At 43.3% G+C, this 12849-nt stretch carries 14 protein-coding genes and 2 pseudogenes; 5 read left to right on the top strand and 11 right to left on the bottom strand.

Annotation, left to right across the window (positions count from 1 at the left end; all coding sequences use genetic code 11):
• The 5 genes and pseudogenes from V7K60_RS14710 to V7K60_RS14700 all read right to left on the bottom strand — a co-directional run.
• Window positions 1-160: pseudogene (locus V7K60_RS14710) on the bottom strand (IS630-like element ISMae25 family transposase); the annotation flags it as partial.
• 93 nt (window positions 161-253) lie between these two features.
• Window positions 254-867 (bottom strand): annotated as a pseudogene (locus V7K60_RS35275) (sensor histidine kinase).
• Window positions 848-1405, bottom strand: a complete 558-nt coding sequence (locus V7K60_RS35270) for a hypothetical protein (RefSeq protein ID WP_442944403.1) — start codon at window positions 1403-1405, stop codon at window positions 848-850. The pseudogene V7K60_RS35275 and the gene V7K60_RS35270 overlap by 20 nt, the downstream one beginning before the upstream one ends.
• A complete protein-coding gene (locus V7K60_RS35265) occupies window positions 1377-2000 on the bottom strand; it encodes a GAF domain-containing protein (protein ID WP_442944402.1) in 624 nt (207 codons plus the stop codon). Before V7K60_RS35265 ends, V7K60_RS35270 begins: the two co-directional genes overlap by 29 nt.
• Window positions 1958-2755 (bottom strand): response regulator transcription factor, encoded by a 798-nt coding sequence (locus V7K60_RS14700; RefSeq protein ID WP_334926615.1) that lies wholly within the window; start codon window positions 2753-2755, stop codon window positions 1958-1960. The genes V7K60_RS35265 and V7K60_RS14700 overlap by 43 nt, the downstream gene beginning before the upstream one ends.
• 486 nt (window positions 2756-3241) lie before the next feature.
• Here V7K60_RS14700 and V7K60_RS14695 point away from each other — a divergent pair, with 486 nt between their 5' ends.
• Together V7K60_RS14695 and V7K60_RS14690 are read left to right on the top strand one after the other, a co-directional pair.
• Window positions 3242-3721, top strand: a complete 480-nt coding sequence (locus V7K60_RS14695) for a Photosystem I reaction center subunit III (RefSeq protein ID WP_334926614.1) — start codon at window positions 3242-3244, stop codon at window positions 3719-3721.
• Window positions 3722-3816: 95 nt separating this feature from the next.
• Window positions 3817-4005, top strand: coding sequence for a photosystem I reaction center subunit IX (locus V7K60_RS14690; RefSeq protein ID WP_334926613.1), 189 nt, complete (start codon window positions 3817-3819; stop codon window positions 4003-4005).
• A 413-nt stretch (window positions 4006-4418) separates the two neighbouring features.
• On the opposite strand, the gene V7K60_RS14685 is transcribed toward V7K60_RS14690, so the two are convergent.
• Window positions 4419-5237, bottom strand: coding sequence for an SDR family oxidoreductase (locus tag V7K60_RS14685; protein ID WP_334926612.1), 819 nt, complete (start codon window positions 5235-5237; stop codon window positions 4419-4421).
• Between the two features lie 225 nt (window positions 5238-5462).
• Here V7K60_RS14685 and V7K60_RS14680 point away from each other — a divergent pair, with 225 nt between their 5' ends.
• Window positions 5463-6974 carry a sensor histidine kinase gene (locus V7K60_RS14680; protein WP_334926611.1) on the top strand — a complete coding sequence of 504 codons (1512 nt, stop codon included), beginning with the start codon at window positions 5463-5465 and terminating at the stop codon, window positions 6972-6974.
• Window positions 6975-7156: 182 nt separating this feature from the next.
• On the opposite strand, the gene V7K60_RS14675 is transcribed toward V7K60_RS14680, so the two are convergent.
• Window positions 7157-8407, bottom strand: coding sequence for a M20 family metallopeptidase (locus tag V7K60_RS14675; RefSeq protein ID WP_334926610.1), 1251 nt, complete (start codon window positions 8405-8407; stop codon window positions 7157-7159).
• A gap of 470 nt (window positions 8408-8877) precedes the next feature.
• Between V7K60_RS14675 and V7K60_RS35260 the strand changes: the two genes are divergently transcribed.
• Entirely contained in the window at window positions 8878-9030 is a 153-nt protein-coding gene (locus V7K60_RS35260; RefSeq protein WP_442944401.1) for an HNH endonuclease, read from the top strand.
• Between the two features lie 135 nt (window positions 9031-9165).
• Here V7K60_RS35260 and V7K60_RS14670 read toward each other — a convergent pair whose 3' ends face one another.
• The 3 genes from V7K60_RS14670 to V7K60_RS14660 form a co-directional block, all read right to left on the bottom strand.
• Window positions 9166-9912, bottom strand: a complete 747-nt coding sequence (locus V7K60_RS14670) for a phycoerythrobilin:ferredoxin oxidoreductase (protein ID WP_334926609.1) — start codon at window positions 9910-9912, stop codon at window positions 9166-9168.
• A 58-nt stretch (window positions 9913-9970) separates the two neighbouring features.
• Entirely contained in the window at window positions 9971-10705 is a 735-nt protein-coding gene (locus tag V7K60_RS14665; RefSeq protein ID WP_334926608.1) for a 15,16-dihydrobiliverdin:ferredoxin oxidoreductase, read from the bottom strand.
• Window positions 10706-10901: 196 nt separating this feature from the next.
• Window positions 10902-11480 (bottom strand): phycobiliprotein lyase, encoded by a 579-nt coding sequence (locus tag V7K60_RS14660; RefSeq protein WP_334926607.1) that lies wholly within the window; start codon window positions 11478-11480, stop codon window positions 10902-10904.
• 115 nt (window positions 11481-11595) lie between these two features.
• Between V7K60_RS14660 and V7K60_RS14655 the strand changes: the two genes are divergently transcribed.
• On the top strand, window positions 11596-12420 hold the full coding sequence (locus V7K60_RS14655; RefSeq protein ID WP_334926606.1) for a pentapeptide repeat-containing protein: 825 nt from the start codon (window positions 11596-11598) through the stop codon (window positions 12418-12420).
• 161 nt (window positions 12421-12581) lie between these two features.
• Here the strand turns inward: V7K60_RS14655 and V7K60_RS14650 are convergent, their stop codons facing one another.
• A complete protein-coding gene (locus tag V7K60_RS14650; RefSeq protein ID WP_334926605.1) occupies window positions 12582-12758 on the bottom strand; it encodes a hypothetical protein in 177 nt (58 codons plus the stop codon).
• Window positions 12759-12849 lie beyond the last annotated feature (91 nt).

Here is a 12849-nt window from a genome sequence, read left to right as displayed (position 1 = left end):
CGGTCCATTTTTTCGTTGCACCCTCACCTTGAGCACACATCAATAGCACTTGTGCGTGCAAGATTTTTTTGGCTGGGGCATATCCATTACGACTAAGAGATTCTAGTTTTTGCCTTTGTTCGGTATTCAGCAGCACTTTATCTCTACGACCTTTACCCATTAGCTTACCCCGATTTTTCGCCAACTTTATTGCACTATTTTAGCCTTGCCACACCACTACATAAGCTTTATATTTGTTTATATGCCTATCTACTTAATGACTAATAGGTAATGTGAAATAAAATGTACTACCTTCCCCTAAAGTACTTTCTGCCCAAATCTGGCCTCCGTGCTGTTGTATAATACTGCGGCAGATTGCTAACCCAAGCCAGTTCCCCCTTGATGACGCGAGTTATAGGTATCGACTTGCTGAAAACGGTCAACAATCGTTTCTAATTTATCCTCAATAATTCCTCGCCCCTGGTCTTTTACCTGGAATAATATGTTGGAGTGGCAAGGGTTAGAGGAAGAACTAATCCCTTTTGTGACTTCTGTATTTATTTCTTTCCTAGTCTCTACTTCCGCGCTCAACCAAACTGTAAAACCTGGAGACGAAAATTTAATCGCGTTACTGAGTAAGTTGGTGAGTGTTTGGATGATGCGGTCTGAATCTGCCCATAGCTGCACTGAAAAGGTCGTTAATTCTAGCTTAATCTCTGCTTTTTCAGCCATTGCTTGCATTTCGTCCACTGCTTGACTCATCAAGTCAGCTACATTGCAAGTCTGTTTATACATCGTTGCTTTACCGGAATTGATGCGTTCAATATCAAGGATATCGTTAATCAGGTGCACCAAACGGTTAGTGTTATCAAAGGCAATTTCCAGCATCCGCTGACTTTTTTCTGGTTGTTCGTTCAAGGAACCATGCGCTAGTAAACTGACTCTGCTTTAACTCTCGCCATACTTCAAAAGATTGAACTGGACGCTGATGTTGCGGATGATTGCGGTCAGGTCGTGCCCACAGAGTTTCTGTGTCTATTTCATGGCGAAAAATACTTAAGTAACCCAATATCTGCTGCCGATATTGCAAGCAAATAACCAATAAGCTGCGAATACCAGCGTCAAAAAACGTCTGTGCCAAGTCTGACTGTAGTGTGGCTTGATATAAATCAGTAATTGCCCACACTAGTTTTCCCTCCTCGACAGTCGCCTCCATGTTTAACCACTCTTGCCAACTTGGATGCTCCTCGAAGACGATGGGGGAATTGGGTATGGGGCATTGGGCATGGGGAAGAGGCAGAGGATCTGGGGGCTGGGGGCAAGGGGGAGAATGAAAAATTACCTCTTTCCCCTCTACTCCCTGCTCCCTGCTCCCTGCTCCCTGCTCCCCTGCCTCCTCATCTCCCCCATCTCCCCCATTCCCCATAGTTAAACACCTGAGCCGCCTCATCTGGATTTTGGGGAGCGATATAAATTCTGCCACCAGCAGCCTGTAAAGCAGATACAGTCAACTCCAGGGCTTGTTGTAACTGCATTTCGGTCATGGAATGCAGTAGCTTGGCCATGCAGTTAATTGTGGCTTCTTGGTCAGCTTGGGCGTGGGTTTGTTCGAGGAGGGTATTCTGAGCGATCGCAATTGATAATTGATCTGCAACCAGTTGCACTACCTGTAATTCCCGTTCGCTCACCTCTCGCGGCGAACTGTGATGAGATACCAACAACCCCCATAATTGGTCACGATGCAAAATTGGCACCACTAGAGAAGACTGCACTCCCATTGAGGTGAGGTATTCTACGTGACATGAGTCTACGACTCGAAACCGGATATCATTTTCATCAAGTGCTTCGGTCGTTTCCGAAGAATCTAAGGGACTCAGCCCAATTTGCTGTGCTTCAACATCCACAATTGAGCGCTGACGAGCTTTCAAAAACAACTTACGATCTGCAAATGGAATATCCTCAGCGGGAAAGTGTTGCCCTAGTAGAGATGGTAAGCGATCGCAGTTAACCGACTCAGCCACAACCTCACCGCTAGCATCTGCATCAAATTGCTTTGGCTTTGTTTTGTCTGTCTTGAGGCTACAGAAGGTTTTTCTTCAGATGCAAATACTTTCAGACGATAACCCAAACCATAGACTGTTTCAATAAAATTAGTTGGTACGCCAGCTTGCGTTAGTTTCTGCCGCAAACCTTTGATGTGAGCTGTCACCGTATCCTCTTTAGGTGCTTCTTCTACAGACCAGAGGTGGTCTAAAATTTCACTGCGGCTGAAGACAATATGCTCATTACGCAAAAAAAGCTCCAGTAAGCGATACTCCTTAGGCGTTAAATTCAAACCATGACAACCATAAGTCACTTCACAGCTACCAGGGTCAATACGCAGTTTTTCCCATTTCATTACTGACAATATGGGTGAATTTCGTCGCCGCAATAAAACGCGAATTCGAGCTAATAATTCCGAGACTTCAAAAGTTTTAACAACATAGCCATCTGCTCCTGCATCTAATCCCATCACTTTTTGAGTGCTAGAATTTTGGGCTGTCAGTAGCAGTACAGGTGTTTGATAGTTATGGGAACGTAACCTCTGACAAAGTTTTATGCCGTCCAATTTGGGCAGGATGATATCTAGCAAAATTAAGTCATAGCTAAAAGCTTCTATTAGCTCCCAACCAAGCAGACCATCAGCAGCAATATCAACTACATAGTGTTGATTACCAAGAACATTTTCAAGTGTTTTGGCAATACACTCGTCATCTTCAACTAGTAAAATTCTCATTCCATATCACCCTACTGTACCTAAACGCTAGGACTTCATCAGAGGGAAAACAAATAATTAGGGAACTCCCAGAAATAAATCATTACATAGTCTAGGCAAGATGCCTAGCTAGCAAAAAAAATATTGGCAAATTTTTTTCTTTGGCAGTCCCTTAGCAACAATCAAAGTAGAAAAGTTTTACCTCAGAAAAAATCTGCCAATTGTTCACCACATATACTACTAGCACAGCACAGTGCAAACATGTTTGAATTTCTTTTCGCCCACGAACGCGAGTGCGTCTCGTAGAGAGGGGACATTAGCGTAGCGGGACGTTCGCGGTAGCATCTCGTAGAGAAGTACGGTTTTAACCTATACTCAGACGCTCGTACAGAATTCAGAATGAATTCTGACCTACTGAGTTATTCTTGATAAATTTAAAACTCCTAACTCCTAAATTCAAATTGAAAGGTGGCCATTGTTCATCCTAACTAAGCAAAGGACAAAATTATGAAACGAATATTTGCTTTAATTTTGGTAATTTTTCTCTGGCTTAATGTTGTTCCCACAGCTTTAGCAGAGAACACTACATTAGTACCTTGTGCTGAATCATCTGCATTTGTAGAACGAGTGCAAAATGCACCTGATAGTTATTACACGACAAAGCCATTAAAAGCTTATTCTCAATTACTTTGTGGCGAGGATGGTTTACCTCATTTAGTTCTTGACCGCCTCAGCCTTGCCTTTGAAGTACTGACTCCCATAGTGATATTTCTCTACATTGCTGGTTGGATTGGCTGGACTGGTCGTTCCTATTTGCGGACAATTCAAAAACTTGGTTCCCCAGAAGAAAAAGAACTATTTATCGATCTACCACTGTTCGTCAAATGTATGATATTGGCTTTTGCTTGGCCGGCATCAGCAGTTCAAGAATTTCTCAGTGGTGAATTAGTTGCTAAGGATGAAGAAATTCCGATTTCAATTCGCTAAAAGCTATTGACAGTTGATGGTTTGTGATTAACTATTAACTGTCAATCAACACCCAGAAAAATGACCGAATAAGGCAAAAGTAATAGGAGAAAAACATGGAGTCACGCTATTTTTTGAAACTTTTCACAATGGTTCCTGTAGTTGCTACCTTAGCATTGATTATTTTAGCAGTGATTTTCATTGAATTGAATTACGTTTTTCCGGGATTACAATATGGGACTTTTTTCCATCCTCTACCGTCAAGTATGCCTGATATCTCAGTGTTCAAGATACTTACAAAATAAGGGTTATAAGACAATACAGTTCAGTTAAGCATTTCTTTCTTCTCTTCCTTGTCTTTCTTTGCGTCCTTCTCTACGAGACGCTGCGCGATTGCAGTCCGTAAAAAAAGAATTAAGCTTTAACGGAACTGTATTGGGTTATAAGATTGTAAAGAAAGATGTGACTAATAGATAGCTTTGGGAGAAGGGGAGACGATCTGGCGCATAGCGCAGCCTCTTCTCCTTTGGAGATGCTAACGCGAAGGAGTCCGCGTACCCCCTACAATACAAGCAAGCTAGCAAGAGCGTCTGTCTTCGACACGCTGCGCGAACGTAGAGAGCGTCTGGGGTTTCCCCAAGTGGAGCATCTGGCGTCGTCTTTGCTTCAATCCCACGCTTTTAAACGTGGGTTACTCCTGTCTCCTGCCTCCTGAATATTAATGCAAGGAGAAAAGAGTTTCCCAGTCGATTACAGGTGGTCTTTCTCCCTGGTTGACGATTTCAAAAATTTTCCTAGAACTACTTAGGTGAAAAAGGCATTCCACACAAGTGCTTGCTACGTCAATCCGGCTGGCATCACCTGAAAGTATATCTCCTGTACCAAGTACCACACCGTATTTCCCTCCTGTTTTTGCCTTCAGGAGAGTGTTGAGGTCGTATGAAGTGTAAGGCCCGTCAATGAGGCGTCCTGGGCGGATAATAGTGTAGGGTAATCCTGAATTAATGATGGACTCTTCTCCCTTCTGTTTGGCATCCAACACGCCAAAACCATTAAGAATACTAAAAGGAAACTGATTTTTACGGAGAATTCCACAAGAAGAGACGAAAACGAATCGCTTCAAATTCTGGGGTGCTGCTGCTACTAGATTGCTGACACCTTGAGCATCAATTTTTGCCGGACTATTCTTTGCTTTTGCTTCACTAGATTTGGGATTAAGGAAAATGATTCCCCATTCAATCAAGTTCGGGGGTTGGTCAAACTCCCATCGCGCAGAGGGAAAGGCAGTAGTTCCAGTACAATTTATGATCTGGGTAACACCTGGCATTGCAGCTGGCAGTGTAGCTGGCTGGCGGATATCGCCAACGGCAATTTCCACTCTTTGGTTAAACATCTCTTCAGCTTTTGCGGCATTACGTGTCAAGACACGAACTTTCAAGCCCTTCTCCAGCAACTTGCCTACCACAAGTTGCCCTACTCCGCCGGTGGCACCAGCAACTAGTACCAAATCTTCAACTGAAGTTTCAAAAGAAGTCATAAAGTGCCTCTGAGATAGTCTATTGTTAATCGTGCCAATGTTTTTCAGCCCCTAAGTGCGACGCCGAATAGCCCGTCGTAGACATCGCAGTTAGAGGGGAATTGCCCCTGAATTGTTCGGTTCTACCACTGTCACCAGTATACAAATAGCTATAACCTCTTAGATAGTAGTGAAAAGTCTAACCCAGACACTGTTAGTCGCTCTTGAATTAAGGGGTGAAAGCCTGTGTACCAATGGATATTGCCAAGCCTGAGCGAAATCTTGGCTGAAAATCAATCAAGTGTGGCAGAATGTTTACCTGCTAAAGCAGAGCAGCAGTGGCGTATCAGCCTCGCAGCGACAGAACATTTGCTATTAAATACTTTAGCAGACCTTTCAGTTGACACAACCCAAGGATTAGTTTTAGCTGCACCAGCACCCTTATTTAGTCAACCCAAATTGACTCAAAGTTTGCAAACAGTAACTTTTACAGCAAAACCATTTAACCCCTTGGCGCTGATGCCATTTCAGATGCCGGGTGCAATCGCGTCTGTAAATGAAGAGATTGCTCCCCATGAATCAGTACTTCCTTTACTATCTGCCGATCCTCTAGGTGCAGAACAGTTTTGCTTAGTTTTTACAGATAAATTTAGATTAGTGCTAGTTTTAGCAACCCACAAAAACGGTAAAAAAACCTTTTCATTTTCTTTTGAGCCAGAGATAGTGCAGCAGGCTTGGCGATCGCTAGGGGCACGGGTAATGCTGGCTAATCCAGAATTTTTCGCCCGCTTGGACGCATTAGTAGAACAGTATTCTCCGGTAGCACCAGACTACCGTATGATGATTCACTTTAGTCAGTTATTGCTTCAGGAATTCACAGAACCAGAAGAGACTAGAGACTCTTTACTAGGAACTGGAGACAAGGGGGACAAAGAGAATAACCCATGCCCAATCCCTAATCCCCAATCCCCAATCCCCATTACCCCTTACCCCTTATCCCCAGAGGGGGGCCCACCTTCCCAAAATCCTGATGTAGAATTGCTCCAAGCCTTCGCTCACGAAGTCCGCACACCTTTAACAACTATTCGCACCATGACTCGTCTGCTGTTAAAGCGGCGAGACTTAGATGCTAGTGTGATCAATCGTTTAAAAATTATCGATCACGAGTGTACCGAGCAAATTGACCGCATGGAATTGCTGTTTAAGGCCGCAGAACTAGAAACTACTGCCTCAGCAAAATCGTCAAAAACTCAACTTACGCCGATGTCTTTAGATCAAGTGTTGCAGCAGAGCATTCCCCGTTGGGAACAAGCAGCGCATCGGCGGAACTTAACTTTAAATGTTGTTTTACCCCAGCAACTACCAACAGTGGTAAGCAATCCCACCATGCTGGATCAAGTTCTCACTGGTTTGATGGAAAACTTTACTCGCAGCTTACCCGCTGGCAGCCATATTCAAGTACAAGTTATCCCAGCTGGAGATCAACTGAAGTTACAATTATCGCCGCAATTCCGGTGCAAAGATTCAAATAAAGCCGCCATACCTGCAACACCACCAATTCGCAAGGCTCTAGGTCAACTGCTGATGTTCCAACCAGAAACAGGTACGATTAGTTTGAATATTGCTGCAACCAAGCATTTGTTTCAAGCGATCGGTGGCAAACTAATTGTGCGCCAGCGTCCACATTATGGGGAAGTGATGACGATTTTCCTGCCTTTAGAAGTTAGCAATAAACACAAACCGATAGTCAAGAATTAGAGATATGAGTGAAAAAGTAATGTAGAGACGCGATAAATAGCGTCTTGAAAGACCAATCATCTACATCAATAACCCTTAACCCAAAGTATTGATATCATAATTAATTTCACCAAATGTCTATATTTAGATGCGCTTTTCCTGACTGGTTTTCACCTTAAGTTTATATCAATGCACAGATGTGATTATCCTATTTTTTCAGTTGAAACAAAGTACTTTTCCACGCATCTAACAAATATTTCCACACCCATTGTCAAAGCAGTTTCGTCAAAATCAAACCGAGGATGATGATGGGGATATGCTAAGTCTTTCGCAGGGTTAGCAGAACCCAGAAAGAAATAACAACCAGGAACCTTTTCTAAGAAGAATGACATATCTTCAGCAGCCATAGTTTGGCATTCTGGCACAATACCCACAGGAGTTTCTACCACTTCTTCTGCGACAGATCGCACTAGTTCTGCTATTTTAATATCATTAATTACTGGTGGATAAAGTGACCAATATTCTAAGTCATAATTTGCACCATGACTCTGACAAATTCCAGCAATAATCTGCTCGACACGCTGGTTAAAAAAGCCTTTCAAACTAGGATTAAAATACCTGACAGTAGCACTCATTCTCGCTGTATCAGCAATTACATTACGTTTGGTTCCAGCGTGAAGTTCTCCCACTGTCACTACTGCTGAATCAATGGGATTAACATTCCGAGCGACAATGGTTTGTAAAGCATTTACAATTTGGGCAGCAATAACAACGGAGTCAACAGTTTGATGAGGTAGTGCGCCGTGTCCACCTTTGCCCAAAATTGTGCAGTTAAAGCACTCGACAGCTGCCATTAATGCGCCAGCACGCACACCCACTGTTCCTAAAGGCAAATTATTCCACAAGTGCAAACCAATAATCGCTTCAACATCTGGGTTTCTCAAAACTCCAGCTTCAATCATTGGCTTTGCGCCTCCTGGTGATTCTTCCGCTGGCTGAAAGATAATTTTTAGAATACCAAAGAAGTCTTGGCGATGCTGCTGGAGATAATAAGCTGTACCTAAAGCGATCGCTGTATGTCCATCATGTCCACAAGCGTGCATTACTCCATCATGCTGCGATTTGTATGGCACTTCGTTGAGTTCTTGGATTGGCAAAGCATCCATATCCGCGCGAATCGCTAAAACGTGGGGAGTCGTAATTCGGGAGTCGGGAAGTTTGTCACCTTTGATGGTGGCAACAATGCCAGTATGGGCAATGCCAGTTTGATGCTCAATTCCCCATTCTTGCAGCTTTTGTGATACAAACTCAGCAGTCAGTTTTTCTTGAAAACCCAACTCTGGTTGTTGATGCAATCGCCGCCGCCACTCTACTAACTGCGGTTGCAATGAGCGGATGGAAAGTCGGATGCGAGATAGATCAACAGAAGAGGGATTGGGAAAGGTGGAAACCATTATGAAGACAAACTAGTTTAAGTACAGCTAATACCAATTTGAAAAAGAATGCAATACATATAGATAATACTACTTGCCAACGCTTCCCAAGGCATTGTGGAAGGTGTACGTTAGCGATCGTGTCGCAAACATTTTTTGAATTGGTATAACTGAGATTATTTTCCTAGTTTAACGTGACTTGGATAAGTCTTCATTGACATTCTCCGGGCTGAAGCCACGGAGATTCTTGGATCTAAGACATAACTTAGCTATTTCAGGGTCGCCCCATCATAGTAGAGGTTTCATCTCCCCAAGCGTTGCTTGCATCAAGTGCAAAGGTTCCGGTATGCCCTACCGTACCCAATCCTCGATTAATTAATGCAGAATTAAAAGAATACTGGCTAACCCGACAAACTAAACAGGGTAGAACGAGATGGGCTAAAGGTTCCAAATATTACAACCTAGCCATACAACAAAACTGGAAATGCCTTGTGTGTAGGGAACACCTTTTTAATGGAGAAAAAATTGAGATCCATCATATACTGCCTGTGAAACAGGGTGGCTCGGACGACATAGAGAATCTAATCCACTTACACTCAGCGTGTTATAAACAGGTACATTCTAAAACCAAGCTCAAGGCTTGAAGTATGGCTTGAGCGTAGTGATTGGTAACAGTCATGCTACGTTCTTAGGGGAGAGTGATGCAGTAATGTAATCACTCTTACCCGACCATCTTTTTGGTAACGAGGTACTCAGCACTGAGTGCGGTCAAAAAGCCTCTAGTTAATAGCTATTAATTTTCTCTCTAGGTCAAATAAAAATCCGTGGATATACTCTTCAGTCCATTCCGCACCATAGAAGCGTTTAAACATCCCTCGCGCTGGGTCTTTTTCAGCCCGATATCGCAGGTATCGCAGTTGGGCTTGCTCAATGGCTGCTAAATTTTGGGAATCTGTTACAGGTTCTGCCTGCTCTACGAAATCTAGATAAGCTTTCAAATAGTCTTTGAAAGCGGCAAACACCTGAGTTTCTACTACAGCCGTTTCTTGGGGACGAGTCCACAGAAAAGCGGGAGAGAAAAAAGGCTGTGCTTCTTCTGGAAAATCTCCTCCCCAAGACAGATGTTGTTGGTGGGCTTGGAAAATGGGCAGAATTGGTTCAGTATATTTTGCCTGATATATTAGATCGTCCCGAAATAGGGGCTGCATATCCAAAGCAATTAGATGTCCTCCTGGCAATGTCACCAAATCTGCCCCAAAAAAGGGTAAATCGTAGTTGAGGCGAGGGAAAATCACAAAATTCAGCACTTGCAGCGAATTGCCACCCTGCACGTGAGCTGCACGAATTTGCCGCAATTTTGAAGTTTGAAAGGCATAACTGGTGGTGACAACCTCTTTCTGGTTCTTTCCCTTGCCCACAACAGCACTCTTGGACTCAAATCCAGTGGGGATAGGATAGGGCTGTAAATCCAAACGCGATCGCATATAGGCGATCGCATAATCGAGAAATGGCTGATAGAGTGTCACGTCGCTTCGCTCCGAATTCAAAATTCACGCATTCAAAATTAATAATCCCTAATCATAGTTATCTTTTGCTGCCGCTAACTGCTAAGGGAACAGCATCTTCAAATAAGAATTCATGGAGAAAGCGCTCTGCCCATTCATGACCAAAGTAACTGCTAAACAAACCAGATGCTGGATCGCGGTCTGCACTATATTGGTCATAGTCTTTTTGGGCTTTGACAATCCGCTGGATATCTTCAGGGTCTTGGAGTGGTTTGGCATCTGCTAACATTTGCCAATACAAGTTTAAATAATCCTGAAAAGCTTCAAAGACTCGCGTTGCCACTGTTTCGGGATCTGTTTTGGCAAACAATAGGTATTTAGAAAAATACTGGTTGGCATCGTAAAACTTCATTTCTAAGTTTTGCGCCAAATCTGGGTATTTATCATGCAGAGATTTCAGCGGAACTATATATTTTTTTTGATAATCTTCATCTTGAAACAAAGGCTGAAAATCAAGCACAATCAGATTTTTGACTTTACCAAAGGATAAAAAATCAATCCCTAACAGAGGTAAATCGTAGTGATGACTGGGATAAACCACGCTGTTAAAAATTTGGGCACTCTCCCCAGCATCAATGTAGGTATAGCGAATTTTCCGCAACTCTTGAGATTGGTAACACCAACTGCGAATAGTTGCTGGGTTTCTGCCGCGATCGCTAATTTTGAATTCCAAACCAGGGGGAATGACCCTACTTTGTAAATCAAACCGCTGAAATAGCTCTTTTTCTAAAAATTCCAGGAAAGGCTTATACATGGAGCATGATTATATTAACCCTTGCATGAAAATAAGTTATGGCAATCATGCACGTCTCATTTATGAGAAACAAAGCAACATTCCTTAATGGGCATTGGGCATTTGTCATTGGTCATTAGTCATTAGTCATTAGTTATTTCTTATTGCCCCCTGCCCCTCTGCTCCCCTGCCCCCACTCCCCATTCCCCACTTCCCACTAACGGCTAGCATGATTGCGACCGATCATTTGCTCCAAGACTTCTTGGGAAACACAGCGACGCTCGGAACAATAAGTCATCAAGTTGATTCCGTTCATCATTCGTACTGTACTGACTCTGACACGAAAATCATCCGTAACAAACCAACAACGTTCCTGACCTTGATTGTTGTCATAGTCAGTATCAATCGTCAGCACTCCATCATCAGCAAACCGATATCGGCTCACAACTGGAATGCTCTCAACATAGCCTTGGTTGCGGATCAGTTTTCCAGAACGCCTCGTTTCGTCGGGAACATCAACCAAAATCGCAGCATTATCGGTATTCGGTAGCCTGGTATCTAGGTTAGCCTGCCATGCAAAGCTAGCACCGCTTGTTGCTTTACTAGGGTCTATCCCTTGGGCTTTACAAACTTCTTGGACTTTCGGATCGTCCTTTTCCATGACTTTTATAATCAAATTCGACTCCCCCGACTCATCCGCCGCCGAGTCAAAATGATGAACGGCGCGTTCCGTAAACCATGTACCCTCACTTTTACGAAAGAAGTCGATCATTGTCAAAGGCGGTATTATATGCATCTGTTTTGAAACCTCGTTTGAGCAAATTTTGGCGTTATTAATCCTGAGTGATGAGATGAAGTCCCGATTTAGCTAAAGTGTAGAATAACTCCAAAAGTGATATTTTAATCAGCTGATGACAAATAGTGAAATTCAACTTATTACTAGTGAACGCCCCAGTCCAACTCCAGAAATCTTAACAGCCCTCAAAAAAGGAATCCCTGTGGATTCGGTAGATTTGTACCAATTCAATCTAAAGGAAGTCGATTTCCGACAAGCTAACTTGAGTAAAGCCAAGCTATTAGGAGCTGACCTCAGTGAGGTGGTATTAAGTAATGTCGATTTGAGTGAAGCAGATTTGCGAGGCGCTAATCTGCGAGGAGCCGATTTGAGTGGGGCTAATTTGCAGGGAGCCTATTTAAACCGTGCTGACCTCCAACAAGCAAATCTCAGTGGTGCAAATTTGGAGGGAGCCAAACTCCAAGTAGCGCGTTATGATTCACAAACGAAATGGCCCGAAGAATATAATTACAAAACTTCTGGAGGGGTAGGTCCAGGTGCTAATCTCAATGGTGCTTTTCTCAATACAGCTTCTTTACGAAATGCAGATTTACAAGGTGCTAATCTGCGTGGAGCCTATCTGAGTGGTGCTGACTTGACAGGAGCCAATTTGCAAGGTGCGGCTTTGAGCGGCGCTGATTTGACAAAAGCTTATTTAACAGGGGCTTGCTTGCGAAATGCTCGATTGACAGGAGCCGATTTGCGGGATACAGACTTGCGAGCAACCGATCTCAGTGATGCAGAGATGGAGAATCTTCTAAGTATCGCTGGGGCAGATTTTACTCTTGCTCAAGGACTCACAGAAGCAACTAAAGCCATGCTTTACAGCCGTCCACATTCAGAACTCGATGTTTGGAACGCCTATACCCGTACAACAACTCGTGAAAGTTTGAGTGCTTGACTGTGCCAATTTTAGACTTCGGCTACGCTCAGTTGAACGATTTTAGATGCAAGCCGCACTCCTTGTGAGCGAAATAAATCCAAAATCCAATTTGCGCTGACAGCATAGTAAGGGTGCGACCCAAAATCGAAAATTGTTTGACCAGTTGTTCTGTAGTGAGTTTACAACGGCTGCCAGTTTTTTTTCAGGAGCGCTAAAAATGTCGCGTATCCTTCAGAAAAACTAGGCGGATCGGGTAGAACATATTGTGGAAATTCTTTATACGATCGCCAAGGTTCCGAAGCATTATGCCGCAAATGTAAGGCAGATTCTGAGGAACCTGGTAGTCGCCAAGTCATATCATGTTCGGTAAATTACTTATGATTAAGCCTCGATTTGAATCCACCAATGAAAACCAGTTAAGCCTTGAATCAAATCTTGCTGTTGAAG

It is taken from the genome of Nostoc sp. (assembly GCF_036917555.1).
In the GTDB taxonomy this organism is placed as follows: Bacteria; Cyanobacteriota; Cyanobacteriia; order Cyanobacteriales; family Nostocaceae; genus Nostoc.
Note: the sequence above shows the minus strand (reverse complement) of the source record. Positions and strands in the feature narration are given on the sequence as shown.

Bases quoted from the DNA above. Each gene is read 5' to 3' on its own strand.
- V7K60_RS35270 (WP_442944403.1), bottom strand. From the start codon at position 1,405: ATGGGGAATGGGGGAGATGGGGGAGATGAGGAGGCAGGGGAGCAGGGA.
- V7K60_RS14700 (WP_334926615.1), bottom strand. From the start codon at position 2,755: ATGAGAATTTTACTAGTTGAAGATGACGAGTGTATTGCCAAAACACTT.
- V7K60_RS14695 (WP_334926614.1), top strand. From the start codon at position 3,242: ATGAAACGAATATTTGCTTTAATTTTGGTAATTTTTCTCTGGCTTAAT.
- V7K60_RS14690 (WP_334926613.1), top strand. From the start codon at position 3,817: ATGGAGTCACGCTATTTTTTGAAACTTTTCACAATGGTTCCTGTAGTT.
- V7K60_RS14685 (WP_334926612.1), bottom strand. From the start codon at position 5,237: ATGACTTCTTTTGAAACTTCAGTTGAAGATTTGGTACTAGTTGCTGGT.
- V7K60_RS14675 (WP_334926610.1), bottom strand. From the start codon at position 8,407: ATGGTTTCCACCTTTCCCAATCCCTCTTCTGTTGATCTATCTCGCATC.
- V7K60_RS14665 (WP_334926608.1), bottom strand. From the start codon at position 10,705: ATGTATAAGCCTTTCCTGGAATTTTTAGAAAAAGAGCTATTTCAGCGG.
- V7K60_RS14660 (WP_334926607.1), bottom strand. From the start codon at position 11,480: ATGCATATAATACCGCCTTTGACAATGATCGACTTCTTTCGTAAAAGT.
- V7K60_RS14655 (WP_334926606.1), top strand. From the start codon at position 11,596: ATGACAAATAGTGAAATTCAACTTATTACTAGTGAACGCCCCAGTCCA.
- V7K60_RS14650 (WP_334926605.1), bottom strand. From the start codon at position 12,758: ATGACTTGGCGACTACCAGGTTCCTCAGAATCTGCCTTACATTTGCGG.